At 73.0% G+C, this 25,807-nt stretch carries 24 protein-coding genes; 9 read left to right on the top strand and 15 right to left on the bottom strand.

The features are described from left to right. Positions 1 to 312: 312 nt before the first annotated feature. From ssuE to ACFYWQ_RS41615, 10 genes are all read right to left on the bottom strand, one after another. Positions 313 to 867: an NADPH-dependent FMN reductase gene (ssuE, locus tag ACFYWQ_RS41660; protein ID WP_389525481.1), complete on the bottom strand. Its 555-nt coding sequence runs from the start codon at positions 865 to 867 to the stop codon at positions 313 to 315. Positions 868 to 967: 100 nt separating this feature from the next. Continuing rightward, entirely contained in the window at positions 968 to 1,738 is a 771-nt protein-coding gene (locus ACFYWQ_RS41655) for an alpha/beta hydrolase (RefSeq protein WP_389525479.1), read from the bottom strand. Positions 1,739 to 2,032: 294 nt separating this feature from the next. Next, complete coding sequence (locus tag ACFYWQ_RS41650) at positions 2,033 to 3,373, bottom strand: LLM class flavin-dependent oxidoreductase (protein WP_389525476.1); 1,341 nt, start codon at positions 3,371 to 3,373, stop codon at positions 2,033 to 2,035. 28 nt (positions 3,374 to 3,401) lie between these two features. Then, entirely contained in the window at positions 3,402 to 4,256 is an 855-nt protein-coding gene (locus tag ACFYWQ_RS41645; protein ID WP_389525473.1) for an ABC transporter ATP-binding protein, read from the bottom strand. Beyond that, on the bottom strand, positions 4,253 to 5,182 hold the full coding sequence (locus tag ACFYWQ_RS41640; protein WP_389525471.1) for an ABC transporter ATP-binding protein: 930 nt from the start codon (positions 5,180 to 5,182) through the stop codon (positions 4,253 to 4,255). Before ACFYWQ_RS41640 ends, ACFYWQ_RS41645 begins: the two co-directional genes overlap by 4 nt. Further along, positions 5,179 to 6,066, bottom strand: coding sequence for an ABC transporter permease (locus tag ACFYWQ_RS41635; RefSeq protein ID WP_389525468.1), 888 nt, complete (start codon positions 6,064 to 6,066; stop codon positions 5,179 to 5,181). Before ACFYWQ_RS41635 ends, ACFYWQ_RS41640 begins: the two co-directional genes overlap by 4 nt. Before the next feature lie 3 nt (positions 6,067 to 6,069). Continuing rightward, positions 6,070 to 7,098, bottom strand: coding sequence for an ABC transporter permease (locus ACFYWQ_RS41630; protein WP_389525566.1), 1,029 nt, complete (start codon positions 7,096 to 7,098; stop codon positions 6,070 to 6,072). Between the two features lie 152 nt (positions 7,099 to 7,250). Next, positions 7,251 to 8,822 carry an ABC transporter substrate-binding protein gene (locus ACFYWQ_RS41625; protein ID WP_389525466.1) on the bottom strand — a complete coding sequence of 524 codons (1,572 nt, stop codon included), beginning with the start codon at positions 8,820 to 8,822 and terminating at the stop codon, positions 7,251 to 7,253. Between the two features lie 484 nt (positions 8,823 to 9,306). Continuing rightward, a complete protein-coding gene (locus ACFYWQ_RS41620; protein WP_389525462.1) occupies positions 9,307 to 10,221 on the bottom strand; it encodes a DsbA family protein in 915 nt (304 codons plus the stop codon). After that, entirely contained in the window at positions 10,218 to 10,649 is a 432-nt protein-coding gene (locus ACFYWQ_RS41615; protein ID WP_389525459.1) for an RrF2 family transcriptional regulator, read from the bottom strand. The genes ACFYWQ_RS41620 and ACFYWQ_RS41615 overlap by 4 nt, the downstream gene beginning before the upstream one ends. Positions 10,650 to 10,788: 139 nt before the next feature. On the opposite strand from ACFYWQ_RS41615, the gene ACFYWQ_RS41610 reads away from it, so the two are divergent. Further along, the gene (locus ACFYWQ_RS41610) at positions 10,789 to 11,295 is read left to right on the top strand and encodes a cupin domain-containing protein (protein WP_389525456.1); all 507 of its coding nucleotides are present in this window, start codon (positions 10,789 to 10,791) and stop codon (positions 11,293 to 11,295) included. A gap of 43 nt (positions 11,296 to 11,338) precedes the next feature. Here ACFYWQ_RS41610 and ACFYWQ_RS41605 read toward each other — a convergent pair whose 3' ends face one another. The 5 genes from ACFYWQ_RS41605 to ACFYWQ_RS41585 form a co-directional block, all read right to left on the bottom strand. Continuing rightward, positions 11,339 to 13,246: a hypothetical protein gene (locus ACFYWQ_RS41605; RefSeq protein WP_389525454.1), complete on the bottom strand. Its 1,908-nt coding sequence runs from the start codon at positions 13,244 to 13,246 to the stop codon at positions 11,339 to 11,341. Positions 13,247 to 13,556: 310 nt separating this feature from the next. Further along, positions 13,557 to 14,339, bottom strand: a complete 783-nt coding sequence (locus ACFYWQ_RS41600; RefSeq protein ID WP_389525451.1) for an SDR family NAD(P)-dependent oxidoreductase — start codon at positions 14,337 to 14,339, stop codon at positions 13,557 to 13,559. Next, positions 14,324 to 15,625, bottom strand: a complete 1,302-nt coding sequence (gene hisD, locus ACFYWQ_RS41595; RefSeq protein WP_389525448.1) for a histidinol dehydrogenase — start codon at positions 15,623 to 15,625, stop codon at positions 14,324 to 14,326. The genes ACFYWQ_RS41600 and hisD overlap by 16 nt, the downstream gene beginning before the upstream one ends. Positions 15,626 to 15,660: 35 nt before the next feature. Then, a complete protein-coding gene (locus tag ACFYWQ_RS41590; protein WP_389525445.1) occupies positions 15,661 to 16,608 on the bottom strand; it encodes a VOC family protein in 948 nt (315 codons plus the stop codon). After that, the gene (locus ACFYWQ_RS41585) at positions 16,605 to 17,570 is read right to left on the bottom strand and encodes a fumarylacetoacetate hydrolase family protein (protein ID WP_389525442.1); all 966 of its coding nucleotides are present in this window, start codon (positions 17,568 to 17,570) and stop codon (positions 16,605 to 16,607) included. The genes ACFYWQ_RS41590 and ACFYWQ_RS41585 overlap by 4 nt, the downstream gene beginning before the upstream one ends. Positions 17,571 to 17,827: 257 nt before the next feature. Here ACFYWQ_RS41585 and ACFYWQ_RS41580 point away from each other — a divergent pair, with 257 nt between their 5' ends. The 8 genes from ACFYWQ_RS41580 (at position 17,828) to ACFYWQ_RS41545 (ending at position 25,666) form a co-directional block, all read left to right on the top strand. Next, a complete protein-coding gene (locus ACFYWQ_RS41580; protein ID WP_389525440.1) occupies positions 17,828 to 18,133 on the top strand; it encodes an antibiotic biosynthesis monooxygenase family protein in 306 nt (101 codons plus the stop codon). Positions 18,134 to 18,228: 95 nt separating this feature from the next. Then, on the top strand, positions 18,229 to 19,353 hold the full coding sequence (locus ACFYWQ_RS41575; protein WP_389525437.1) for an FAD-dependent monooxygenase: 1,125 nt from the start codon (positions 18,229 to 18,231) through the stop codon (positions 19,351 to 19,353). Further along, the gene (locus tag ACFYWQ_RS41570; protein WP_389525434.1) at positions 19,350 to 20,354 is read left to right on the top strand and encodes an amidohydrolase family protein; all 1,005 of its coding nucleotides are present in this window, start codon (positions 19,350 to 19,352) and stop codon (positions 20,352 to 20,354) included. Before ACFYWQ_RS41575 ends, ACFYWQ_RS41570 begins: the two co-directional genes overlap by 4 nt. After that, a complete protein-coding gene (locus tag ACFYWQ_RS41565) occupies positions 20,351 to 21,328 on the top strand; it encodes a cyclase family protein (RefSeq protein WP_389525432.1) in 978 nt (325 codons plus the stop codon). Before ACFYWQ_RS41570 ends, ACFYWQ_RS41565 begins: the two co-directional genes overlap by 4 nt. A gap of 47 nt (positions 21,329 to 21,375) precedes the next feature. After that, on the top strand, positions 21,376 to 22,746 hold the full coding sequence (locus ACFYWQ_RS41560; RefSeq protein ID WP_389525429.1) for an FAD-binding oxidoreductase: 1,371 nt from the start codon (positions 21,376 to 21,378) through the stop codon (positions 22,744 to 22,746). A 3-nt stretch (positions 22,747 to 22,749) separates the two neighbouring features. Then, positions 22,750 to 23,706, top strand: coding sequence for a fumarylacetoacetate hydrolase family protein (locus tag ACFYWQ_RS41555; RefSeq protein ID WP_389525426.1), 957 nt, complete (start codon positions 22,750 to 22,752; stop codon positions 23,704 to 23,706). Positions 23,707 to 23,862: 156 nt separating this feature from the next. After that, positions 23,863 to 24,846, top strand: coding sequence for a LysR family transcriptional regulator (locus ACFYWQ_RS41550; protein ID WP_389525423.1), 984 nt, complete (start codon positions 23,863 to 23,865; stop codon positions 24,844 to 24,846). Positions 24,847 to 24,889: 43 nt separating this feature from the next. Beyond that, the gene (locus ACFYWQ_RS41545) at positions 24,890 to 25,666 is read left to right on the top strand and encodes an SDR family NAD(P)-dependent oxidoreductase (protein ID WP_389525421.1); all 777 of its coding nucleotides are present in this window, start codon (positions 24,890 to 24,892) and stop codon (positions 25,664 to 25,666) included. Positions 25,667 to 25,807 lie beyond the last annotated feature (141 nt).

Genomic DNA, 25,807 nt, shown 5'->3' with positions numbered 1-25,807 from the left:
CGGCGGGGCGCGGGAGCGCGGAACAGCGGCCGTCGCTCCGGCACCGACGAGCGAAGCGCTGCACTGCGCGGGATTGAATCGTTTTACGGTGCAGGCGCAGACGCTAAGCTCGGCCATGAGAGGCGTCAAGGTTTTTCACAGGTATTGATCGAACTCCGCCGACAAGGGAACATGAAGTCCCAGGTGGGGCAGGAAGGTTGACTGCACGGTCACCCTCCGGCCACAGCCTGGGACTTCACCGTCACCCGTAAGGAGTGATTTTGAAACGTTCAATTCAGGGTGGGCCGCCTCCGTGACGGAGCCGGCCCGGCGTCACCGGGAGACCGGCGCGGCCGCCCGGCCGGACAGTGCGGCGGAGAAGTTGTCCGTGACCTCGGCCAGGGCGTCCGCCGCGGCCGGTGCCACGGTCGGCGTGCCGTCGTCGCCGAGGATGATGTCCTTGTCCAGGGTGAACCAGCCCGGCACGATGTGCGCGGCGCCCATGGAGTTCAGGACCGGACGCAAGGCGTAGTCGAGGGCCAGGACATGGGCGGTGCTGCCGCCGGTGGCAAGCGGCAGCACGGTCTTGTCACGCAGGGCGTACTGCGGCAGCAGGTCGAGCAGCGCCTTCAGCAGGCCCGAGTAGGCGGCCTTGTACACGGGCGTGCCGATCACGATCCCGTCGGCCTCCTCGAACAGGGCCGCGGTCCGGACGATCGCCGGGTGGGCGAAGTCGGCGCCGAGCAGCGCCTCGGCGGGAAGGGTCCGCACGTCCAGCGCGGTCACGTCGTGGCCGTGGAGGCGGAGCCGGTCGTCGAGGTGGCGCAGGAGGCTGGTGGTGCGGGAGGTGACGGAAGGACTTCCGGACACGGACAGGACGGTGGGCATGGGCAGGGCCTTCCGGTGATGCGGGCGGGCGGGGAGCGGGGTGGGACGGCCGGTGGGCGGCGGTCGCCGCGTCACCTCGGAGCGCGGGCGCCGGGCGCGCTCACCACGCGCTCGTCTCCACCGTGACGAGGGGCCGCAGACCGTCGCGGAGCGTCTCCAGGAAGGTGACGACCTCCGCCGCCACCGAACGGTGCTGAAGATCGTTCAGGACGTCGTGATGGGCTCCGCGGACCACGGAGAGACGCGCCTGGGGAAGGGACTTCGCCAACCGGGCGAGGGCGGCGCGGTCCGCGAGCGGATCGGCGTCGCCGACGAGCAGGAGGGCGGGTACGGCGATGTCGCCGCCGTACGCCGCGGTGAGGACGGCCTCCGGCAGCGCCTCGTCCAGGGAGCCGCGGCGGACCTCGGCGTCCTGGGAGAGGACGCCCCGGTGGGTGGGGCAGGAGGTGCGCACGTCCAGCTCCTCGTCCCACCCGCCGCCGTCGGCGGCGGCGTCGTGGCCGGGCAGGCCCGCGAGGACCACGGCGTGCGGCTGCCGGGCGGAGGGGATCTCCGCGTGGGCGAGCAGCGCGGCGACGGCCGCGGCCCCCGCGTCCGCGCCGACGAGGACGACGGGTTCGGCGACGCCCTGCTCGCCCGCGGTGCCGTCCACGGCCTCGGCGAGCCGCCGCGCGAACCGGCCGAGCGCGCCGGCCGGATCGCCGCCGTCGAGGTCCGGGGCGTCGACGACCCGGACGCGGTAGGCGTCGGTGGCGAGCCGCCTGCCGAAGCGGTCGTACGTCGCCCGGGTCTCACCCCGCCCCGGGACGACGACGACCGTGCCCCGGACGAGAAGGCCCTCGGGGCCGTGGTGGTCGGTGTACTCGGTCATGGTGAACTCCTGACGGGGGAAGGGGTGGACGGGGATGCCGGGGCGGGTGCGGGGGTGCCGGCGGGCACGCCTTCCCCGCCGACGGGCGGTGAGGTGCCCGGCCGGAACCGGGAAGGCGTTCCCGGCCGGAACCGGGGAGGCGTTCCCGGCCTGCCGCCGGCCGACTTGGCGTGGTCGGGCGGACTCCCCGCACAGGACGGGAAGTCGGCGCGGCCGGACAGACTCCCCGTACGGGAAGGGAAGTCGGCGCGGCCGGGCAGACGCCCTGCGGGTCGCCGGGCCATGCCGCCGGCCTCAGTCGCTCACGAGCTGGGGTGCGCGGGCGTGGCGGTTGGCCGGTACGGGCAGGCCGAGGTTGCCGCGCAGGGTGTCGGAGGCGTACTCGGTGCGGAACAGGCCGCGCTTCTGAAGGATCGGCACGACGCCGTCGACGAAGCGGTCCAGGTCCTCCTTGGTGCGGAAGGCCAGGTTGATGCCGTCGAAGGTGCCCGCGCCGAACCACCGCTCGATGGTGTCGGCGACGGTGTGCGGATCGCCGACGAACGGCGACTGCCGGAACTGGTTCACCGACTCGGCCACCTGACGCAGCGTCAGCTTCTCCTCACGGGCTCGCTCGATGAGCTTCGCGGCGCCCGTGCGGCCGCCCTTCTCGGCGAGGTGCGCGACGTCGGGGAAGGGCGCGTCCAGGTCGTGGACGCTGAAGTCGTAGGCGCCGAACGAACGGCCCAGCAGGGCGAGGTTGCGGTCGAAGTCGTTGTCCTCCTCGAAGATCTCCCGCTCCCGGCGGCGGGCCGCCTCGTCCGTGCCGGCGACGACGGGGCCGCCGTGGATGAAGATCTTGATGTGCTCGGGGTCGCGGCCGTACGCGGCGGTGCGCCGCTTGATGTCGGCGTAGTACTCCTGCGCCTGCTCCAGGGTGCCGCCCGGCGCGTAGATGCCCTCGGCGACCTGCGCGGCGAGGTCGCGGCCCTCCTCGGAGACGCCGGCCTGGAAGATCACCGGCTGGCCCTGCGGCGAACGGGAGAGGTTCAGCGGGCCGGCGACCTCGAAGTGCTCGCCCACGTGGTTCAGTTCGTGCAGCTTGGCCGGGTCGAGGAAGACGCCCCGCGCCACGTCGGCGGGGAAGGCGTCGTCCTCGTAGGAGTCCCACAGGCCGCGGGCGACCTGGACGAACTCCAGGGCACGGGCGTAGCGGGTGGTGTAGTCGAGGTGCTCGTCCAGCCCGAAGTTCTTCGAGGTGCCCGTGTCGAAGCTGGTCACGACGTTCCAGCCGGCGCGGCCGCGGCTGATGTGGTCGAGCGAGGCGAACCGGCGGGCGAGGTTGAAGGGCGAGTTGTACGTCGAGCTGGCGGTGCCCACCAGGCCGATGTGGCGGGTGTGGGTGGCGACCGCGGACAGCAGCGTGAGCGGCTCCAGCCGGTTGAGGTAGTGCGCCGGGTAGGTGGCGTTGATGAACTGGCTGTCGACGATGAACAGGGCGTCGAACAGGGCGTGTTCGGCCGCCTGGGCCAGGCGGATGTAGTAGTCGATGTCGATGCTGGCGTTCTTCGCGACCCGGGGGTCCTTCCACAGGCCGTGCTGGCCGGGGCCGCCGACGCCGTACGGGTGGAGCGCGAGGTGGAGGGTGCGGGACATGGGCTGTTCCTGTCTGTGGTGTCGGGGGTCAGGCGTGCAGCAGGGCGCGCAGGGCGTCGCGTTCGGCCCGGTCGGCCGACGCGCCGCGGAGGGTGGGCGCGGAGCTGACGAGGAGGCGCGTGTAGAGGTGCCGCGGGCGGTTGACGACGTCGGCGGCGGCCCCGTCCTCGACCAGTTCGCCCTGGTGGAGGACGGCGATGCGGTCGGCGACGCCGGCGACGGAACCGAGGTCGTGGGAGATGAAGACGAGGGCCACGCCACTGGCGCGGAGCTCCTTGAGGATCTCCAGGATCCGGACGCGGTTCGCGGAGTCCAGGGCGCTGACCGGTTCGTCGAGGAGGACCAGCCGCGGCTCGGTGACCAGGGCCCGGGCCACGGCGACGCGCTGGCGCTGGCCGCCGGAGAGTTCGCCGGGCAGCCGGTCGAGGAGGTCCTCGGTGAGGTGGACGCGGGCGAGGAACGCCCGGGCGCGGGCGGCCGCCTCGGTACGCGGCACCCCCTGCACGAGGAGGGGCTCGGTGAGGGAGTCCGCGACGGTGAGGTCGGGGTCGAGACTGCGCAGGGGGTCCTGGAAGACGTACTGGACGACGCCCTTGCGGCGCAGGTCGCGCCACTGCCGCCGGCCGTAGGAGCCGACGTCGTGGCCGTCGACGACGATCGAGCCGGCCGAGGGGCGCACCAGGCCGAGCACGGCGCGGGCGAGGGTGGACTTGCCCGAGCCGGTCTCACCGATGAGGCCGACGGTCTCCCCCGGCGCGACGCTCAGCGAGACGTCGCGCAGGGTGCTGCGGCGGCCGTGGTGCACGTGCAGGCCGGTGATGTCGAGGACGGGCCGCGCGCCGGCCTCGGCGGCGGGCGGGCCCGGGGACGGACGGGCGGTCACGCGGCCTCCTTCGGGGTGAGGAACTTCTCCAGGCCGTACTGCTCGTGCTCGGCGATCAGCAACTTCGTGTACGGGTGCCGCGGCTCGTGGAGCACCTGGCGGGTCGGGCCGTGCTCGACGACCTCGCCGCGCCGCATGACGAGGACCTCGTCGCACAGCTGGGCGACGACCGCGAGGTCGTGGGAGACGACGACGAGGGCGAGGCCGGTGCGTTCGCGCAGGTCGTCGAGGAGGTCGAGGATCTCGGCCTGGACGGTGACGTCGAGGGCGGTGGTGGCCTCGTCCGCGATGAGGACGCGCGGGCCGGCCGCGACGGCGGCGGCGATGAGGACCCGCTGGAGCATGCCGCCGGACAGTTCGTGGGGGTACTGGTCGTGGACCAGCTCCGGGTCGCGCAGGTGCACCGCCCGCAGCAGGTCGACGGCCCCGAGGCGGGCCTCGCGCCGCTTGAGGCCCTTCTTGACGCGGAGGACCTCGGCGATCTGCGCGCCGACGCGCCGGGAGGGGTTGAGGTAGGAGGCCGGGTCCTGGAAGACGGCGCTGATGGTGCTGCCGCGCAGGGCCGTCCACTGCCGGGGGGTCAGCTCCTCGATGCGGGTGCCGTCGATCTCGACGGAGCCGGCGGTCACCTCGAAGGGCGGCGGCAGGATGCCCAGGGTGGCGCGGCAGGTGAGGGTCTTGCCGCTGCCGGACTCCCCTACGATGCCGACCGCCTTGCCCGGGGTGAGGTCGAAGCTCACCCCGTGGACGATCTCTCGGTCGCCGGCCCGGTCGCCGATGCGGACGTCGCGCACGGACAGCACCGGTGGAGCGGTGGGGGCCGGAGCGGTGCCGCCGGACGGGGTGCGGGCCGGCGCGGTGCCGCCGGACGGGGTGGGGGCCGTGGTGGCGGGCTCCCGGTCCGTCGTCGGGGACGGGGATGTCATGAGGCACCTCCGGAGGGGGCGTGGCCGGCCGCGGCGGGGCGGTCGGCGCGGGCCTTGCGGTGGTCGACGAGGGCGCGGCCCGCCTCTCCGGACACGTCGCGGACGGCGTCGGCCAGGAGGTTGGCGGCCCAGACCGTGACCATGATCAGCAGCGCGGGGGCGAGGGGCGCCCAGGGCCGCTGGCTCAGGTATCCGAGGTCGGAGGCGAGCAGGCCGCCCCAGGTGGGGGCGGGCGGCTGGACGCCGATGCCGAGGAAGGTCAGGCTGGAGACGATGACGAACCCGACGCCGATCGTCTGGGCGAGCGCGACGGCGACCGGCGGGAGGACCTTGGCCCACAGGTGCCGGCGCACCACCCAGCCGACGGAGGCGCCGGAGATCAGCGCCGCCTCGACGTACGGGGAGCGGGCCACGGCCAGGGTCGCGGCGCGGGACACGCGGTAGAACAGCGGTGAGACCAGGACGCCCGTGACGATCATGGCCTGGGTGAGGCCGTTGCCGAGGAGGGCGACGACGGCGACGGCGAACAGCAGGAACGGCAGGGCGACCAGGGTGTCCGCCAGCCGGAGCGTGACCCACTCGAAGGCCCGGCCCAGGTGGACGGAGAGGATCCCGGGGACCGTCCCCACCACCAGGGCGGTGAGCGCCACTTCGAGGGAGCCGAGCACGCTGACGCGGGAGCCGTCCAGGAGCCGGCTGAGCACGTCGCGGCCCAGGTAGTCCGTCCCCAGCCAGTGGGCGCCGGACACGGGGGCGAGGGTGGCGTCGCTGGTGGCCAGGGGGTCCTGGGGGGCGAGCAGCGGACCGAACAGGGCGAGCAGGGCGACGACGGTGAGGACCGCCACCGCGATGCGGCCGGAGGTGAGGGCGAGGACACGGCGCATGGTTCACACCCCTCGTCGGGCGGCCGGCGTGACGCGCGCCAGCACCAGGTTGACGATCAGGTTGAAGGAGACGACCAGCACGATCGACACCACGAGGACGCCCTGTACGGCGGGCACGTCGCCGGCCTGGGCGGCGTCGTTGGCGAAGCGCCCGAAGCCCTGGAGGCCGAAGATCCACTCCGTGACGACGGAGGCGCCGACCAGGGCGGGGAACTTCAGGCCCAGCGTGGCCAGCGTCGGGCCGAGGCCGTTGCGCAGGACGTGCGCGAAGAAGATGCGGCGCGGGCCGATGCCCCGGACGACCGCACCGGTCACGTAGTTCTCGCGGTAGGCGGCGACGAGGCCGGCCCGCAGCTGCCGGGCCACGTCGGCGACGACGTCGAAGCTCAGTGCCACCGCGGGGAGGGTGATGTGGGCGAGCCAGGGCCCGAAGCCCTGCTCGGCCGGCACGTATCCGGCCGAGGGGAACAGGTCCAGCCCGACGGCGAACACGGCGACCAGCACGATGCCGACCACGAACGCCGGCATCACCGAGATGACGGTCACGAAGCCCGTGATCGAGCGGTCGATCCAGGTGGTGCGCCGTACGGCGGCCAGCGTGCCGAGGGCGAATCCCGCGACCACGCCGATGACGAGCGCGAGGGTCGCCACCGACAGGCTGACGCCGAGGCCGAGGCCGATGAGCGTGGAGATGTCGGCGCCGTTGGACCAGCTCGTGCCGAGCTGTCCGTGCAGCAGATCGGAGAACCAGTCCCCGTACTGGACCAGGAAGGGCCGGTCGAGGCCCCACTCGGCCTCGATGCGGGCGATCGCCTCGGGGGTCGCGTCCTCGCCCAGCTGGATCCGCGCCGGGCTGAGCCCGCTGAGGGATCGCAGCGCGAACGTCACGAACGTCGCGACCAGGAACACCGGTACGAAGAGCGCGACGGATCGGGCCAGGGCGGCCAGGACGCGGCGCAGCGTGTGCCGCGTCCTGGCCGCGGCGCCCCCGCGACGGAGGGCAGGCCCGGCCTGCGCCTCGGTCGTCGTCATGGGGTGCCCCTTCGTCTGCGGCGGAACGGTGTGCGGCGGGACGGTCTCCCCGTCGGCGGTCGGTGCGGAGACGGTCTCCCCGTCGGCGGTCGGTGCGGAGACGGTCTGTTCGGAGACGGTCGGTTGCGGAACGGTCGGTGAGGGCACGGGGATCAGCCGCCGCTGGAGATGGTCACGCCGGTCCAGTCGATGTGGGCCGGGTTCTTGGGCAGGTCGGAGATGGTCTTGCTCTTGGCGATGAGGTTGGGCTGGGAGTAGGTGAACACCAGGGCCCTGCTCTGGAGGCCCGCCCGGGTCGCGGCCTGGAGCACCTGCGCGTACTGCGGGTCGTCCAGCGGCGTCCGGCGGACCTTCGAGACGGCCTCCTCGAAGCCGGCGGGCTCGTAGGGGGAGCTGAGGTTCAGCGGGCCGTCGGGGCCGAAGTGGGCGGTGAGGGTCTGCACCGCGGAGTCGCGTCCCGTGGTGCCGTAGAGCGAGAAGGTGAGGTCCTTGGCGAAGAACGGGGTGGACCAGTTCTTGTCGATCTTGATGTCGACGGTGATGCCGACCTTCGCGAGCTGCGACTGGACGATCTCGGCCTGCGGGTCCTCCGACGGGATGACCAGGTCGAGCTTGATGTCGCCGGACTCGTACCCGGCCTCGGCGAGGAGCTTCTTCGACTTCGCCGGGTCGTAGGGGTAGGCGTCCGCCGACTCGGGGTCGTAGGCCACGTACCCCTCGGGGAACGGCTGGTCGGTCGTCTCGCCGTAGCCGAACGTCAGCTTGTCGACGAACTCCTGACGGTTGATCGCGTACCGCACGGCGTCGACGACCTCGGTGTCGTCGAACGGCGCCTTGTTGACGTTCAGGCTGATGTTGGAGGCGTTGAAGCCGGGCTGGACGAAGACGTCGAGGCCGGCCTTCTTCGCGGCGTCCGCCTGGCTGGGGTCGATGTCGGCGAAGTTGTAGACGCCGGTGCGCAGGCCGGAGACGACCGTGGAGGCGTCGGGGGCCGAGGTGAGTTCGACGTTGTCGATGTGGATGTTGTCGGCGTCCCAGTAGTCCGGGTTCTTCTTGAGGACCGCCTTGGTGCCCGGGACGAGCTGCGTGACGGTGAACGGGCCCGCGCCGACCGGGTTCCGGTCCAGCTCGGTGGGGGACTTCGCCGCCTTGGGGCTGGCGATCTGGAGGACGCGCTGCCCGAGCAGCTGCGGGATCTGGTAGTCGACCTGGGTGAGGTGGACCACCGCGTCCAGACCGTTCGCCTCGACGGACTCGATGGAGGTCAGGTCGCCGAAGAGCGCGGAGTTCTTCTGCTTCTGGGCCCGTTCGACGGCGGCCTTGACGGCCGTGGCGTCGACCGGTTCGCCGTCGCTGAACTTCAGTCCGGAGCGCAGGTGGAAGGTGATCTGGTCGCCCTCGTCGTTGTACTCCCAGCTCTCGGCCAGGTCGGGGACGGCGTTTCCCTGCTCGTCGGTGCGGGTCAACGAGGCGTAGACGAGGGCGAGTTCGCGGAACTGGGCGCCGCTGCCGGAGACGACCGGGTCCCAGTGGGTCGGGAAGTAGGAGGAGGTCCACTTCAGGGTGGCGCCGCCCGCCGAGGCGGCGGCTCCCCCGCCGCAGGCGCTCAGGGCGGCGACCAGGACGGTGGCGAGGGAGGCGGCCAGGGCTCCGGTCCGCGGGCGGCGAGCTCGGGCGGGTCGCGGTGTCGGTCCGGGGCGGCGGGCGGTGAGTCGTCCGGGCATCTCGTTCTCTCTTCGATGACTCCGACGCGTGGCGTGCGGCGGGATCGGCGGTGTGGGAGCGGCGGTCGGTCCGCACGGCGCACACCGGCGCCCGGACCCGTGAGGGCACGCCGAGGACGGGTGGGGGCAGCTCGGCGGGGCCCGTACGGCAGGGGGCGTCGGTGAAGGCGACGGAGGAGGACCGGTGTGCGGCAGGGGGACGCGGTGTACGCGGGAATGCGGGGGCAGGCGCGGGCGGCGGGTACGGCGGCTGGGCCGGCGATCCGGTGCCGACCGGGAGGTCGGGCGCCTGGGGGCCGTGGGCGGCGGTCGGTCAGCGACAGAGAGCGCTACAGGTGCGCCGCAGATCCACGTAGCGGCACACCACACCGGGGTGCGTCGTGAGCATGTCGCACATCCTGGGGGCAGCCGCGACCGGCTGTCAATGGACACCAAATGGTGTCTCATTCGGTGGGACGGTGCGTGACGCCTGGTCAGGGGCGGGTCAGGGCGCGCCGGGTGGGCGGAGCGGGGAGGCGGGGTGGACGGTGGCCTCCTCCGGGTCCAGCCACAGCGGGCCGTTGCCGGTGTCCACCCGGAGGGCGCCGGCCGGGGGCCACGGGCCCCGCGTCAGCAGCCGGGCCTCGGGATCGGTCAGGGTGCGGTGGCGGGCGAGCGCCTCGTGCGGGGCGAGCGGTTCCGGCCGGGAGAGCGAGCCCGGGCACAGGGCGTCGACGGCGGCGGCGTACTCCTCGTACGTCCGCCAGCCGGGAACCGCCCGGTGGGCGCCGGGGACCCGGACGAGCAGGGTGGGCAGGGCGTAGCGGTGGCCGTCGGCGGTCTCCTTGGCGGTGCCGGCGTGCGGTGAGCCGCTCTGCGCGGCCAGCACGTCGGCGACCGGCCGCCGGGCCTCGGCACGGTCCGCGCGGACCTGCTCCAGTACGGCGGGTGAGGCGGCGTCGGCCGCCAGCCGTACGGGGTCGAGGCCCGGCACCCCGCGGGCCGCGGCGAGCGCCGAGGCGGGGGTGTCGGCGGGGTCGCCGAGGACGAAGACGGTCTCGCGCAGCCGGCGCAGCACCCGCTCGGCCACGTCGGTGCCCTGGCGCTCGGCGGCCTTGGCGACCAGTGACGCGGGCCAGGAGCTCGCGGCCACGCGGTCCAGGCGCACCGCGCGCGGGGAGCGGGTGTGGGCGGTGATGTCCTCGACGTACCGCGCGTACCAGGCGGTCTCGGCGGCGGGGTCGGGCGGCGGGTCGTCGTCGTGGTCGAAGAGGATGCAGAACACGCGGCGCCAGCGGACCCGGTCCGCGAGTGCCGCCCGCAGCAGTCGGAAGACCGGCTCCGACCCCCAGGCCCAGGGACACAGCGGATCGGTGTACTCGACCACCTCGGCCGCCGGGCTCCGCTCGGTGCCGGTCACGCGGCCCCCTTCCCGGCCGGTGTCACCTCGTCCGCGGGCAGCAGCGCGGCGACGGTGACGCCGCCCAGGACCGCCGCCGCGTCCGCCTCGATCCGGCGCCACACGCCGGGCAGTCCGGTCGCGGGGCCGGGGTAGTCGAGTCCGGTCAGCGCCGCGCCGCGCAGGGTGATCAGCTCGCCGTCGACGGCGCGGGCGACCTCCAGCAGGGTGATCTCGTGGGCGGGCCGGCCGAGCCAGTAGCCGCCCTCGCAGCCGCGCTGGCTGCGGACGAGGCCCGCTCTGCGCAGCTCACCGACGACGGACTTCAGGAAACGGAACGGGATCTGCTGCGCGGAGGCGATGGCCTCGCAGGTGAGCGGGCGGGAAGGTTCGCGGGCGAGCTCCAGCAGAGCCCGTGCGGCGTAGTCCGCCTTCGCGGAGATATGCATGCGCACATCATGCCCGAGAGGGCCTGCGCACGCGGTCGTTCGCTCTGATCCCGCCTTCTGTTGCGGGAACATTGCCGCAGGTGAAGGGCAATGGACACCTCTTGACATCCTTTTCCGGGCCCGTTTAGCGTCCCGGCTCATGAGCGAGCCGTTGACGACGCCCGGTGAAGGCTTCCACCCCCATCTGCACGACGTTCCCGAGCCGCCGAAGGCGCCCCTGAGCACCCGGCTGCACCACATCCGCGCCGACGGCCTCGACGGGGACACCGCCCAGAGCGGCGGCATGCGCCGGTTCGCCGCCGTCAGCGGGCGGACCGTGGGGTCGGAGAAGCTGTGGATGGGCCAGACCCACGTCGCTCCGAAGACGTCGTCCTCCGACCACCACCACGGCGCGTCGGAGACCGCCATCTACGTGGTGAGCGGGCACCCCGAGTTCGTCTTCCTGGACGACTCCGGCGAGCGGCCCGAGGAGGTGCGGCTGCGCACCTCCCCCGGCGACTACGTCTTCGTCCCGCCCTTCGTGCCGCACCGCGAGGAGAACCCGGACCCCGCCGAGGAGGCCGTGGTGGTCATCGCCCGCAGCACCCAGGAGGCGATCGTCGTCAACCTGCCCGAGCTGTACGCGCTGCCCGCCGACGGCGGGTGAAGGCCTCCGCCCCGAGCGCACCGCGGGGCGGAGGCCGGCCGGGTCACGCCACGGTGAGCGTGATGGCGCCGGTGTAGGTGGCGCCCGGGGCGAGGGTGGTGGCCGTGCCGTCGACCGTCGCGGTGAGCGTCCGGCCGTGCGGCGCGCTCACCGACGCGTCGGCGGCGAGGGTGAGCGAGGTCAGGTGCGAGGTGCCGGTGACGGTCCAGGCCGAGCCGCTGCCCAGCGTCACGACGACGCCGTTGTTGACGGCCGGCTGCACGGTGTTGGTGACGATGCCCAGCTCCTGGAAGTTCGACGCGTCGATGGTCGTCACCCGGTGCTTGGTCCGGGACGCGGAGATGACGCCCCGCACCGTCGTGTCCTCGAAGGTGAGGACCATGTTCTTGCCGGTGCGCATGCCGTTGTAGAAGTCGCCCTCCAGCTCGATGGAGGTGAAGGTGGCGGCTCCGTCGGTGGCGTGGGCGGCGGTGACGTCGAAGGAGGAGTCCTTGGCGGGGTCGTCGGTGGGCTCGGTGTAGACGCCGACGTTGAGCATCTTGCCGTCGACGTTGACCGGGCCCGGGTCGTCCAGCTCGATCATCTGGAGGACGATCCCGTCGCCGGGGTTGAGCCGGGCGCCGTGGGAGCCGTCGACGGTGATGGCGGTCTGCTGGCCCTTGTTGAGGAAGGTGGCGCGCTCGGAGTTGACGACGGTGCCGCCGTCGAGGGTGAGCTGTCCCGCGCCGAAGAACATGTAGCCGAAGTGGCCGGAGTTCACGACCGTGTTGCGGGCCGCGAGGGCCTTCAGCTCGGCCGCCGAGAGTCCGAGCTCCAGTTCGGTGTTGAGCGCGGCCACGGTCTCCCGGGTGCTGTCGCCGTAGTGCACGACCGCGGCGGGGCCGGCGATGATGGTGGCGTAGCTGCCGACGTCGAACCGGCAGCCGAGGACGCGGACGGTGGCGTCGCCGATGGCGTAGGTGCCGTAGCCGTAGGCGCCGGTGTTGCCGACGCGGCTGTTGACCGCGGTCAGCTTCAGTCCGCTGCCGCCCTCCACCGACAGGGCGCCCCAGGTCTCCGACAGCACCGTGGAGTTGAGGTAGGTCGCCTTGCTGCCCTTGCCGACGAGGTTGGTGGCGCGGACGTTGCCGTCCAGGCCCAGCATCCACGGCACGGACTGCATGTACGGCGTCTCGACGGTGGCCTGGTAGTCGGCGGGCAGGGTGCCGTTGCGGGTCTGGATGGTGGTGTTCTTCACGACGACGTTGGCGCCGTCGTCGGCGATGACGGCGGTGCGGACGACACCCTCGGTGGTGATCTCGCCGTCCTCGACGACGAGGGTGGTGGCGGCGCCGTCGCCGACGACGGCCGCGCCGTAACCGGCGAAGTCGCAGCGGCCGTTGCCCGTGAAGGAGAGGGTGGGGCGCTGGAGCGTGTAGGTGGCGTCCTGGACGAAGACGCCGTTGAAGCACTCACCCGTCGAGGTGATCGACACGTTGCGGGCGAGGGCGTCGGTGACGCGGCCGCCGAGGACGGCCGTGAGGACGGACCGGTCCCGGTCGACGCCGTCGGAGCCCACGTACAGCGCCTGCCGGAAGGGGAAGGTGAGCGTCTCGTACGTCACCTCGTTGGTCTCCGCCACGGTGAGGACCACGTCGCCGCTGTAGGTCCCGGGCTGGATCAGGGTGACGGTGCCGCCGGTCACCGTCAGCCGCTGGCCGGTCTCGACGCCGTCGACGGTCAGCGACAGGAGGTACCCCTCGGGAGCGGTGAGCGTGCCGCCCTCCGCGACGGTCAGCCGGCTCACCCGGGTGGTGGCCGCCACCTCGTACGTCTCGCCGGAGCCGACCGTGATCCGCGAGCCCGACGCCTTCGGCGCCGCGGAGGCGGCGCCTGCGGCGGCCGGGATCAGCAGGGCCCCGGCCGTGGCGGTACCGGCCATCAGGATCGAACGTCGGGTGATCAGCGTCATTGCATGCCTTCCCACGGGGTCGTGTGCGCGATCGCGCCAAGTGACGGGCGGCCGTCGACGACGGGTCGACCGGGCCCGGAGCAGGCACCCTGAGGTGCGCTGGGAGGGAGTGAAGCAGCCCTGCACCAGGGGGAACAGGCACCGCACACACGCATGCCGGAAGCTGATGCCTCGGATCGCGCCGCCCGTTCCATGGCGGTCACACAGAGTGCCCACAGAGGGATTCCGGGCGGACGCACGAACGGCGAGGCGGGCGGCTGCCGAGCCGTCCGCCTCGCCGTTCGTGAGGCGCCGTGTACGACGCCGTGTGCTACGCCGGGGCGATCATCCCCGCCGACAGGTCGATGTCCGCCCCGCACAGGCCGGGCATGGCCAGCATCGCGACCAGCGCCCGTGCCACCTCGTCCTCCTCGACGAGCCGGTTCAGGGCCGCGCGGGAGGCGAAGGCGCGCTCGGCGGCCTCGGGGGTGGTGCCGGTGAGTTCGGCCTCCAGACGGAAGTTGCGGTCCATCCGGGGGCCCCGGACCGGCCCGGGGGACAGCGAGTTGACGGCCACCCCGTGCGGGCCGACCTCGCCGGCCAGGGTGCGGGTCAGGCCGAGCAGCGCCATCTTCGAGGCGGTGTAGGGCGTGCGGTTGAGCAGCGGCCGCTTGCCGCTCACCGAGGCCACGTTGACCACGTCACCGCGCCCGGCCGCGACCATCGCGGGCAGGAACGCCCGGCACATCAGGTAGACACCGCGCACGTTGGCGGCGAACACGTCGTCCCACTCGTCGGGTTCGATCTCCGTGAGCGGCTTGACCGGGCCCGCCACCCCCGCGTTGTTGACCAGCAGCGACACGTCCTCGTCGGCCAGGGCGGCGGCGAGAGCGGCGACCGAGGCCGGGTCGGAGACGTCGCAGACGGCCGTACGGGCGCCGCCGCCCTCCTTGCGGACGCGTTCCGCCGCCTCGGCGAGCGCGCTCTCGTTGCGGCCGGTGAGGACCACCCGGGCCCCGGCGCCCGCGAGGGCGAGGGCGAAGGCCCGGCCCAGCGGACCGCCGCCGCCCGTGACCAGGGCGGTCCGCCCCGCCAGGGTCACCGCGGGTCCCACGGCAGCTCGTCGCCGGCGGCCAGGGTGGCGCGCAGGTCGCCGGAGCGGGCGTGGCCCTCGAACAGCTCCACGCGCGCCGCGCGCCCGCAGAGCCGGCCCAGCTCGGCCTGCGAGGCCGGGTCGGTGACCTCCTGGTAGGTCACCGTCTTGAGGTACTTGCCGACCCACAGGCCGCCGGTGTAGCGGGCGGCGCCCCGGGTGGGCAGGACGTGGTTGGTGCCGATCACCTTGTCCCCGAAGGAGACGCAGGTGCCCGCGCCGAGGAAGAGCGCCCCGTACTGGGTCATCCGCTCCAGCGCCTCCCGCGGGTTCGCGGTCAGCACCTCGACGTGCTCGGAGGCGAACTCGTCGGCCAGCGACCACAGTTCGTCCATCGAGTCGACGACGATGACCTGGCCGTGGTCGCGCCAGGCGGGACCGGCGAAGTCGTTGGTGGGCAGGCCCGGCAGCAGCGCGTCGACGTGCGCGAGGGTCTCGCGGGCGACCCGCTCGGACGTGGTGATCAGGATCGCCGGGGAGTCCGGGCCGTGCTCGGCCTGGGAGAGCAGGTCGACCGCGCAGGTGAAGGGGTCGGCCTCGTCGTCGGCGAGGACGAGGATCTCGGTGGGGCCGGCGAACAGGTCGATGCCGATCTCGCCGAACAACTGGCGCTTGGCCTCGGCGACATAGGCGTTGCCCGGACCGGCGATCAGGTTCACCGGCTTCATGGTGTCGGTGCCCACGGCCATCGCGGCGACCGCCTGGACACCGCCGAGCAGCCAGATCTCGTCGGCGCCCGCGAAGTGGGCGGCGGCGACGGTCGCGGCGGGGATCTCGCCGCGGATCGGCGGGGTGCACGCCACGACACGCGGGACGCCCGCGACCTTCGCCGTGATGATCGTCATGTGGGCGGAGGCGGTCAGCGGGTAGCGCCCGCCGGGGATGTAGGCGCCGGCCGCCTGGACCGGGACGTGCTTCTGGCCGAGCCGGACGCCGGGCAGGGTCTCGATCTCGAACTCGCCCATCGAGTCCAGCTGCGCCTCGGCGAAGGCGCGGACATTGGCCTGGACGGCGTGGATGTCGTCGACGACCTGCTGCGGGACCGAGGCGACGATCTCCTCGATCTGCTCGGACGACAGCCGGAAGGACTCCGGGCTCCAGGCGTCGAACTTCTCGGAGTACGCGCGCACGGCGTCGTCGCCGCGTTCGCGGATGTCGGCGATGACGCCGGACACGGTCGCGCGCACCTGGTCGAGGGAGGCGGTGACCTGCGCCTTCGGGACGGCGTGCTTCAGGGTGTCTGCCACGGTTGCGGCCTTTCCGGAGGTGAGTGGGACGAGGATCAGACGGGCGGGGCTTCGAAGAGCACGTCGGGGTCGTTGAACTGCTCCTTGGCGACCGACTCGCTCATCGGGTCGGCGGTGCCCCACTGGTCCTGGGTGATCGGGTCGTCGACGTCGTGCCGGCCCGGGTGCCAGAGGTCCTCTTCGAGGACGGCGAGTTCGGTGGTGTACTCCACGGTGTTGCCGTGCGGGTCGTGGAAGTAGGCGAAGGTGTTGTCGCCGGCCAGGTGCCGGCCCGGCCCCCAGGTGAGTTTGGTCCCGGCGCGCAGCGCGCGGCCGGTGCCGCGCATGTACTCCTCGACGCCGCGCATCTCGAACGAGGCGTGGTGCAGGGAGACGTGGGGGCCGCGGGCGATGGCGAAGGAGTGGTGCAGGGGGCTGCACCGCAGGAAGTACATGAGGTCGCCCATGTGCGTGGAGTACAGGGTGTCGGTGAGCCGGAAGCCGAGGTGCTCGACGTAGAAGTCCCGCAGGCCCTCCGGGTCCCGGGAGTTGATCACGCAGTGCGAGAGCCGTACGGGGATGGCCTCGCGCTCCTCGATCCTGCGGTGGGTCCGGTTCTCGACGTCGGCGGACACCTCGACGACCCGCCCGTCGGGGTCGAAGAACCGCAGTCCGTAGCCGCCGCCCGGGGTGTCCAGTGCCCTCGGCTCGTGGACCAGCCGGATGCCGGCCCGGCCGAGCCGCACCGCGAGTTCGTCGACGGCCGCCGGTGACACGGCGCCGAAGGCGACCAGGTCCATCCGCTTGCGTTCGTCCTTGCGGATGCGGACCACGTACTGCTCCGGGCTGCCCTCGGCGGCGAAGAAGGCGAGCCCGCTGTCGTTCGCGACCTCGGTCAGGCCCCAGGTGGTGCCGTAGAAGGCGCGCTGGCGGTCGAAGTCCGGTACGGCCAGGTCGACGTGGCGCAGATGGGTGATGGGCTGGAAGGGGGTGCTGGTGGTCACTGTCCGCTCCTGACGGTGTTGCGCTGGTGGCCCAGGCCGGTGATCTCCGCCTCCAGGACGTCGCCGGGCCGGAGGAAGACGCCCCAGTGCGCGCCGTTGCCGGCCGGGGAGCCGGTGAGGAGCAGGTCGCCGGGGCGCAGGGTGGTGGTCGTGGAGACGTACGCGATGAGCCGCGGGATGTCGAAGATCATGTCCTTGGTGGACTCGTCCTGCCGGACCACGCCGTTGTGGCGCAGGGTGATCCGCAGGTCGTTCGGGTCGCCGACGAAGGCGGCCGGGACGAGGAAGGGGCCGGTCGGCAGGAAGGTGTCGGCGTTCTTGGCGGTGAACCAGTCGGTGCCGATGGCCTTCAGGTCGGGCCGGTAGAGGCGGTCGCGGGTGGTGAGGTCGTTGCTGATGGTGTAGCCGGCGACGTGGTCCATCGCCTCCTCGGCCGGGATGTTCCGGCCCTCCCTGCCGATGACCAGGGCGAGTTCCAGCTCCCAGTCGTGCTGCTCGCCGAGCGCGGGGAGCACGATGTCGTCGTAGGGGCCGGTCAGCGCGCGGGGCGAGCCGAGGAAGACGTACGGGACGCCGGAGCGGATCCGTTCGTCCATCATCTTCTCGGCGTCGGCGCGGGCGTCCTCGGGGGTGGCGCCGTGCACGCTCTCCTTCTCGGCGGCGACCAGATCGACCACGTGCTTGCGGTAGTTGGCGCCGCTCTGGAGGATCTGGCCCGGCTCCAGCGGGGTCAGCACCCGCAGGGCGGCCAGGTCGTGCCAGGCGCCGTCCGTGCCGGCGGCGAGGTCGTGCAGGCGGGGCAGCCAGGCGTCCCACTCCTCGACCAGGGCGCGGACGGACGGCACCAGGTCGGACAGGTCACGGACGCGCGCCCCGGTGACCAGGCCCGGGAAGACTCCCGAGGCGCTGCGGAAGGTGCCGAGCGCGAACGCTCCGGCGTGGGAAGGAAGCTGATCGGGCACGGGCGGCTCGCTCTCCTCGTACGGACGGTGGCTCGCCGTCGACGCTAGGCACCGGGGGCGGGCGGCGGAAATGGCCGTTGGCGATGGCTGCCATCAGCAGGGGAGTCCGGGCCCTGCCTGCGGTGATGTGCGGCCGCCGGGCGGCTGCTCCATCGCCGTGCGGGATGCATGGGGTGCCCCTTGGCGATGCCTCGATCCGTTGACCCTGCACGGACCGCCGATCAGGCTCGGAGCCACCCCGAGACCCAGGAGAAGCCGTGATCGTCGAACATGCCGAGCTGACCGTCGAGGAAGGCCGCGAGGAGGAGTTCCAGGAGGCCTTCGGCAAGGCCCGCGAGGTGCTCGCCGAGGCGGACGGCTTCCGCTGGGCGGAACTGCTGCGCTGCGAGGAGCGGCCCCGTGTCTTCCTCCTGCTGGTCGGCTGGGAGTCGGTCGAGGCGCACACCGTCGGCTTCCGGCAGTCCGAGCGCTTCGGGCGCTGGCGGGCCCTGGTGGGGCCGTTCTTCGCCGCGCCGCCGGCCGTCGAGCACTTCCGTGAGCTCGGCCCGCGGTTCTCCGGCTGACCCCGCTGCCGCCCGCATCTCCGACGTCCCCGACGTCTTCTCCGTCTTCGTCCCCGACGTCTTCTCCGTCTTCTACGTCTTCACAAGGATCGCCCATGCCCGTGAACAAGGTGCTCGTCGTCGGCGGCGGCATCACCGGAAGCGTGCTGTCCCTCGCGCTCGCCCAGCGTGGCGCGCAGGTGGAGCTCGTCGAGATCTCACCCCAGTGGTTCGGGGTGGGTCATGGCATCACCCTCCAGGGCAACGCGCTGAAGGCGCTGCGCTCGGTGGGGGTGCTGGACCGGGTGCTGGCCCGGGCCGTGCCGTTCGACTTCATGCGGCTGCGCCACGCGGACGGCTCGCTGATCAGCCGGCTGGACACGCCCCACACCGGCGGCCCCGAGCTGCCCTCGACGGCGGGCGCGCTGCGCGCCGACCTCCAGGACGCGCTGTGCGACGCGGTGCGCGCGCACGGCGTCCGCGTCCGCCTCGGCCTGAGCGTGGAGCACCTGGACCAGGGCGCCGGCCACGTGGACGTCGGCTTCACCGACGGCACCACCGGCCGCTACGACCTGATCGTGGGCGCGGACGGCATCAACAGCCGGATGCGGGCCCTGATCGGTATCGACACCGTCCCGCACCCCGTCGGCATGTCGATCTTCCGGGTGGTCGCCGACCGGCCCGCCACGATGGACTGCGCCGAGGTGTACTACGGCGGCCCGCGCTTCAAGGCCGGCTACAGCCCGATCTCCCCGGACCAGTGCTACGCCTACCTCCTCGACGAGAACCTCGACGCCTCCCTGGTCGGCCCGCGCGCGCCCCTCGCCCTGCTGCGCGAGCGCGGCGCCGGGTACGGCGGCACCTGGGGCGACATCATCGCCGCGCTGCCGGACGACACCGCGGTGGACTACCGCTGGATCGAGGCGGTGCTCGTGGACGAGCCGTGGCACCGCGGCCGCACGATGATCGTCGGTGACGCGGCGCACGCCTGCCCGCCGCTGATCGCGCAGGGTGCCGCGATGTGCATGGAGGACGCGGTGCTGCTGGCGGAGCTGGTCACCGGCCAGGAGCCGGTGGAGAGCGCGCTGGAGCGCTTCATGTCCCGGCGGCTGCCCCGGGTGCGGATGGTGCTGGAGAACTCGCTGCGGCTGGCCGAGTGGGAGATCCACCCCGGCACCCCGGGCATCGACCCGGCGCTGATCATGTCGCAGACGCTCGACTCGCTGACGGCGGCGGCATGAGCGCGCCGGTCGTCGACTTCCACGGCCACCTGGCCGTTCCGGCCGCCGACGCCCTGGTCGCGGGCACGCCCGGGTTCGCCGCCGAGCTGGCGGCCGAGCAGCGCGCCCACTCCCCCGAGTCCCTGGCCGCCAACCGGGCGCAGCTCGCCCGGCTCGCGGTGCGGCTGACGGACGTGGCGGCCCGGCTGGCCGACCTGGACGCGATGGGCGTGGACGTCCAGGTGGTCGGCCCGATGCCGATGCACCACTACTGGGCGGACCCCGAGCTCGCCGCGCGCCTGGCCCGTACGGTGAACGAGGCGGTCGCCAGGCACTGCGCGGCCGCGCCCGAGCGGCTGTACGGCCTGGGCACGGTCCCCCTCCAGCACCCCGGCCTGGCCGTGACCCTGCTGGAGGAGGCGGTCACCGGGCACGGCCTGTACGGCGTCAGCGTGTCGACCACCGTCGAGGGCCGCGAGCTGGCCGATCCGGCCCACGACGAGGTGTGGCGCAGGGCCGAGGAGCTGGGCGCGGTGGTCTTCGTGCACCCCTGGGGCTGCTCGCTCGGCGAGCGGCTGGCGACCCGCTACCTCGGCAACACGGTCGGCCAGCCGGTCGAGACGACGGTCGCGCTCTCGCACCTGATCTTCACCGGGGTGCTGGACCGCTTCCCCCGGCTGAAGCTGGTGGCCGCGCACGGCGGCGGATACCTGCCGACGTACGTCGGCCGCTCCGACCACGCCTGGCGGGAACGGCCGGACGCGCGCGGCTGCGCCGAGCCGCCCAGCTCCTACCTGCGCCGGATGTGGTTCGACGCGCTGGTCTACACCCCGCGCGCGCTGCGCCGTCTGGTCGAGGAGGTGGGCGCCGACCGCGTCGTCCTGGGCACCGACCACCCCTTCGACATGGGCGTCACCGACCCCGTGGACCGTCTGGACGCCGCCGGGCTGGCGCCGGCCGAACGGGACGCGATCGCCGGGGGCAACGCCCTCGACCTGCTGCTGAAAGGACGTGTCCGATGACCACCGCACCCCTCGGTCCGATCGAGGAGGAACTCGCCAAGGCCCGTGCCGCGTACCGCAACTGGGGCCGCTGGGGCGAGGACGACGTGCTCGGCACGCTCAACTTCATCGACGACGCGATCCGGGCCCACGCGGCGAGCCTGGTACGGCGCGGGCGGGCGTTCTCCCTGGCGCTGGAGTTCAACGAGGACGGGCCGCAGCGCGGCTTCCGCGGCCGGATCAACCCGGTGCACTACATGAAGGACACCGGGTCCGACGCGGCCGCCGGCACCCAGGGCTTCCCGCACGGCTTCGGCGGCGCCGACGACCATGTGGTGATGCCGCTCCAGGCGTCCACGCAGTGGGACGGGCTGGGCCACATCTTCGACAACAAGCAGGCGTGGAACGGCCGTCCGTGCACCATCGTGAACGGCGACGGCGACTCGGTCACCGGCATCGAGCACATGGCCGACGCGTTCACCGGGCGCGGGGTCCTGCTGGACGTGGGCCGCGCGATCGGTGACGACCACGGCGAACTGCCCGACGGCTTCCCGATCCTGGAGGAGCACCTGCGCGCCACGATCGAGGCGCAGGGTGCCACCTCGAACGTCCGCCGCGGCGACCTGGTCCTGGTCCGCACGGGACAGGTGGGGCGCGTACGGCGGCTCGGCACCTGGGGCACGTACGCGGCCGGGGACGCGCCCGGCCTGTCGTTCGGCACCCTCGGCTGGCTGCACCGCACGGAGATCGCCGCGATCGCCTCGGACACCTGGGGCCTGGAGGTGCGGCCGTACGAGTTCGCGGAGCCCGCGATGTCCCCGCTGCACCAGATCGCCATCCCCAACATGGGCCTGCCGCTGGGCGAGATGTGGGACCTGGAGGCGCTGGCCGCGGACTGCGCGGCCGACAGCGTCTACGAGTTCCTGCTGGTCGCGGCCCCGCTGCCGGTGACCGGCGCGGTGGGAGCCCCCGTCAATCCGATCGCGGTGAAGTGAGTACGACCATGAGTTCGACTACGAGCACGGCAGTGAGCACGGCGCACATGGACACGAACCGTTTCTCCGGCACCCTCCACCTCCCCGGCGACGAGGACTTCGAGGAGGCGTGCCTCGGGCGGGTCTTCAACGCCCGCCGCCCCGCCGACCGCCGGCCCGCCGCCGTGCTGGAGGCGCTGACCGAGCAGGACGTCGTCGAGGGCGTCCGGCTCGCCCGGGAGCGCGGCTGGCAGGTCGCGGTGCGCTCCGGCGGGCACAGCTGGGCCTCCTGGTCGGTGCGGCGGGACGCGCTGCTGATCGACCTCGGCGGCTTCCGCGAGATGGCGTACGACGGGACGACCGGGATCGTCACGGCGACGCCGAGCGTGAAGGGGGGCGACGAGCTCAACCCCTACCTGGGCGGGTTCGGCCGCTTCTTCAACGGCGGGCACTGTCCCTCCGTGGGCATCGGCGGCTTCCTGCTCCAGGGCGGGCAGGGCTGGAACGCGCGCGGCTGGGGCTGGGCGGCGGAGAACGTCGTCGCGATCGACGTGGTCACCGCCGAGGGCGACCTGGTGCGGGCGGACGAGTCGACGAACAGCGACCTGTACTGGGCGGCGCGCGGCGCCGGTCCGGGCTTCTTCGGTGTCGTCACCCGCTTCCACCTGCGCACCCGCCCGCTGCCGAAGCACCTGGCGCACACCGTGCACGCGTATCCGCTGGACCTGTTCGACGAGGTGATGACCTGGCTGCACGGTATGCACCACACCGTGTCGGACCTGGTGGAGATCGTCGCCCTGACGCAGACCCCGCCCGGCGCCGACGCGCCGGTGCTGCTGGTCACGGGCGTGTCGATGACCGACACCCCGCGGGAGGCGGCCGAGGCGCTGGCGCCGCTGCACGCCAACCCGTACGCCGACCGGGCGCTCTTCCGCGTCGAGGCCGAGCCCACCACGCTCGCCGAGCAGCTCGCGGGCCAGCGCACCGCCAACCCCGAGGGCCACCGCTACCTGGTCGACAACGCCTGGCTGACCGGGCCCGCCGAGGAGGTCGTCCCGGCGATCCGGAAGGCGTTCACCACCCACCCGACCCGGCAGACGTTCACCATCTGGTTCTCGATGGCTCCCCTGCGCCCGCTCCCGGACATGGCGTTTTCGTTGCAGTCGGAGATCTACTGCGCCACCTACGTCGTGCACGACGAACCCGAGCGGGACGGCGAGCTGCGGGCCTGGCTGGACGGCGCGATGGCGGCGATGCAGCCGGTGACCGCGGGCCAGTACCTGGGCGACTCCGACTTCACCGTGCGGCAGCTGCGGTTCATGGGCGACGCGCAGTGGCGGCGGCTGAACGAGATCCGCGCCGTCCGCGACCCCGAGGGCCTCTTCGCCGGCTACCTGAGCGCGGGGACCGTCACCAACACCAACCACTGGGAGCACTGAGGCATGCGTTTCGCGGCATACGAGGACGAGGGCGTGGAGCGGGCCGGGGTGGTGCGGGACGGGGTGATCCATCCGCTGCCCGTGGGCGAGACCGTGACGGCGCTCGTCGAGGACGGGGCCCTGCACACCGCCGGGGAGGAGGCCCTCGCCCGCCCCGGTGCGGTGCGGGTGGACCGGGTGCGGCTGCTGCCGCCGCTGAAGCCGCCCTCGATCCGGGACTTCGTCGGGTTCGAGGCGCACATCGAGGGCGTGTCGAAGTCGCTGGACGGGCTGGAGCACGTACCGGAGGAGTGGTACCGGGCCCCGAACTTCTACTTCACCAACCCGCACGCCGCCTACGGCGCCCACGACGACATCCCCGTGCCGGCGGGCTGCTCGGTGCTCGACTTCGAGCTGGAGGTCGGGGCGGTGATCGGCCGCAGCGGGCGCGACCTCACACCGGAGGAGGCCCGCGAGCACATCGTGGGCTACCTGGTGTTCAACGACTGGTCGGCGCGGGACCTCCAGAAGCCGGAGAAGAACCTCGGCCTGGGCTTCTCCAAGGGCAAGGACTTCGCCAACACGCTGGGGCCGTACCTGGTCACCGCCGACGAGGTGGAGGACCGGCGCGACGCGGACGGCTTCCTGGACCTGGAGATGACGGTCACCCTCAACGGGAAGCTGATCGGCCGGGACACCCTCGCCAACGTCTCGTGGACGTTCGAGGAGATGGTCGCCTACGCCAGCCGGGACGCCTGGGTGCGCCCGGGGGACGTCCTCGGCTCGGGCACCTGCGGCTGGGGCGCCCTGGCGGAGTTCTGGGGCCGCGTCGGCGAGCGCACGCCGGCACCGCTGCGTCCCGGGGACGAGGTGACGCTGACCGTCGAGCGCCTGGGGACGCTCAGCAACCGCGTGGTGGCGGGGCGTACGGACGCCTATCTTCCGCGGGCCCGCCGGCGCGGCCGCACCCCGCGTCCGTGACCCGACCGTGATACGGCCCTGACCTGGCCGTATCACGCGATCCGATGGCTGTCATCGGATCGCTGTGAGTTCCCTTCCGGTCTCTTCCTAGTCGGGGATCGGCTGGTTACAGTCCCGTGAACCGGACTTCAACGACGCGGCCGGAAGGGAACACGCATGGGTCTCGGAGCGATCGACCTGAATCTTCTGGTCGCCCTCGAAGCACTGCTGGAGGAGAAGAACGTCACCCACGCCGGGGTGCGGCTCAGCACCAGCCAGTCCGCGATGAGCGGCTCGCTCGCCCGGCTGCGGCGCCACTTCAACGACGAGCTGCTGGTGCGGGTGGGCCGCGAGTACGAGCTGACGCCGCTGGCCGAGCGGCTCCTCCCGGTCGTGCAGGCCTCGCTGTACAAGGCGGAGGAGGCGCTGACGCTGACCCGGCGCTTCGACCCGCAGCGCAGCCGACAGCGGTTCTCGCTGGTGATGTCCGACTACGTGATGACGGTGCTGGTGGAGCCGCTGCTGCGGGTCATCGCGCAGGAGGCGCCCGGGGTCCGGATCGACTTCCACCCCATCGTGGACGGACAGCTGGAGACCGAGACCCACCTGCGCTGCCACGACCTGATGCTGGTGCCGCTCGGCTACCAGCTGCCGGGGGTGAGCGAGGCGGTCATGCACGACCGGTTCGTGTGTCTGGTCGACCCCGGCAACCCCCGGCTGGCGGACGGGCGGCTGTCCCTGCGCGACCTGGCGGAGATGCCGCACGCCGCGTGCGCCATCGGCAAGAGCCTGACCCCGGCCGACCGCCAGCTGGAGACCCTCGGCATCACCCCCAGGGTGCAGGTGACCACGCCCGGCTTCAGCGTCCTGCCGCTCGTGGTGACCGGCACCGACCTGGTCGCGCTGGTGCCCGAGCGGCTGGCGCGGCGCTACGAGAGCTTCGCGGCCTGCGCGGTCGTGCCGACGCCGTTCCCGGACGTCCCCCTGATCGAGGCCATGTACTGGCACAACAACCGGCACGCCGACCCGGCGCACCGCTGGCTGCGCGAGACCGTGCGGCGGGTGGGCGCCGCGCTGGACGAACCGCTGCCGCGGGAGATCACCGCCGCGGATGCCAGCCATGGCGAACACGCGTTTCCGGAGCTGCCGGTCGCTTCCTAGCGTGGACGGGAGAGACATCCCGCACTCGTTCAGTGGAGGAGCCGTGAGCCGTACGCGTCTGGCGGGCCGTACCGTCGTCGTCACCGGAGCAGCGCAGGGCCAGGGGGCCGCGGAGGTGACGGCGGCCGCCCGGGAGGGCGCGACGGTGATCGCGACCGACGTCCTGGACGAGACCGGAGAGAAGCTGGCCGCCTCCCTGCGCGGGGGCGGCCTCGACGTGTCCTACCGGCACCTGGACGTGTCCTCGCCGGACGACTGGGCGGCGCTCGCCGCCGGGCTGGACGTCGTGCACGGCCTGGTCAACAACGCCGGCATCCCGGTCCGGGCGCGGCTCGGGCAGGTCGAGCTGGACGACTGGAACCGCGCGTTCGCCGTGAACACGACCGGAGCGCTGCTCGGCATCCAGGCGCTCGCCCCGCTCATGCCGGCCGGGTCCGCCATCGTCAACGTCGGCTCGGTCGCGGGCCTGACCGCCCACCACGCGGTCGCCTACACGGCGAGCAAGTGGGCGCTGCGGGGCCTGTCGAAGGTGGCCGCCCTGGAGCTGGCCCCGCGCGGCATCCGCACCAACGTCGTGCACCCCGGCTACATCGAGACACCGCTGATGGCCTCCGCGAACCCGGTGTTCGTCGGGGCCCATCTGGCGATGACCCCGCAGGGCCGCCCCGGCACGGTGGACGAGGTGGCGCCGCTGGTCGTCTACCTGCTGTCCGACGAGTCCTCGTACGTCAACGGCGCGGAGATCACGGTGGACGGCGGTTACTCGGCGCACGGCCCCGTGAAGGCCATCACCGACGCCCTGGACGGCGTCGGTCCCTGAGGCACGGCTCGACCGCTCATGGCCCCGGTGGCGGGGGCCCCCCGGGCGCCGCCCCCCCCGGGGGGGGGGGGTGGGGGGGGGGGGGGGGCCCGCGCGGGGGGGGGGGGGGGGGGCGGCGGTGGGGGGGGGGGGGGGCGCCCC

It is taken from the genome of Streptomyces sp. NPDC003247, assembly GCF_042888135.1.
GTDB lineage: Bacteria > Actinomycetota > Actinomycetes > Streptomycetales > Streptomycetaceae > Streptomyces.
Note: the sequence above shows the minus strand (reverse complement) of the source record. Positions and strands in the feature narration are given on the sequence as shown.

Excerpts from the sequence above, each read along its gene's own strand:
- ACFYWQ_RS41635 (WP_389525468.1), bottom strand. The coding sequence starts at position 6,066 with ATGCGCCGTGTCCTCGCCCTCACCTCCGGCCGCATCGCGGTGGCGGTC.
- ACFYWQ_RS41570 (WP_389525434.1), top strand. The coding sequence starts at position 19,350 with ATGAGCGCGCCGGTCGTCGACTTCCACGGCCACCTGGCCGTTCCGGCC.
- ACFYWQ_RS41650 (WP_389525476.1), bottom strand. The coding sequence starts at position 3,373 with ATGTCCCGCACCCTCCACCTCGCGCTCCACCCGTACGGCGTCGGCGGC.
- ACFYWQ_RS41625 (WP_389525466.1), bottom strand. The coding sequence starts at position 8,822 with ATGCCCGGACGACTCACCGCCCGCCGCCCCGGACCGACACCGCGACCC.
- ACFYWQ_RS41550 (WP_389525423.1), top strand. The coding sequence starts at position 23,863 with ATGGGTCTCGGAGCGATCGACCTGAATCTTCTGGTCGCCCTCGAAGCA.
- ACFYWQ_RS41575 (WP_389525437.1), top strand. The coding sequence starts at position 18,229 with ATGCCCGTGAACAAGGTGCTCGTCGTCGGCGGCGGCATCACCGGAAGC.
- ACFYWQ_RS41640 (WP_389525471.1), bottom strand. The coding sequence starts at position 5,182 with ATGACATCCCCGTCCCCGACGACGGACCGGGAGCCCGCCACCACGGCC.
- ACFYWQ_RS41630 (WP_389525566.1), bottom strand. The coding sequence starts at position 7,098 with ATGACGACGACCGAGGCGCAGGCCGGGCCTGCCCTCCGTCGCGGGGGC.
- ACFYWQ_RS41655 (WP_389525479.1), bottom strand. The coding sequence starts at position 1,738 with ATGACCGAGTACACCGACCACCACGGCCCCGAGGGCCTTCTCGTCCGG.
- ssuE (WP_389525481.1), bottom strand. The coding sequence starts at position 867 with ATGCCCACCGTCCTGTCCGTGTCCGGAAGTCCTTCCGTCACCTCCCGC.
- ACFYWQ_RS41565 (WP_389525432.1), top strand. The coding sequence starts at position 20,351 with ATGACCACCGCACCCCTCGGTCCGATCGAGGAGGAACTCGCCAAGGCC.
- ACFYWQ_RS41610 (WP_389525456.1), top strand. The coding sequence starts at position 10,789 with ATGAGCGAGCCGTTGACGACGCCCGGTGAAGGCTTCCACCCCCATCTG.
- ACFYWQ_RS41555 (WP_389525426.1), top strand. The coding sequence starts at position 22,750 with ATGCGTTTCGCGGCATACGAGGACGAGGGCGTGGAGCGGGCCGGGGTG.
- ACFYWQ_RS41615 (WP_389525459.1), bottom strand. The coding sequence starts at position 10,649 with ATGCATATCTCCGCGAAGGCGGACTACGCCGCACGGGCTCTGCTGGAG.
- ACFYWQ_RS41605 (WP_389525454.1), bottom strand. The coding sequence starts at position 13,246 with ATGACGCTGATCACCCGACGTTCGATCCTGATGGCCGGTACCGCCACG.
- ACFYWQ_RS41560 (WP_389525429.1), top strand. The coding sequence starts at position 21,376 with ATGGACACGAACCGTTTCTCCGGCACCCTCCACCTCCCCGGCGACGAG.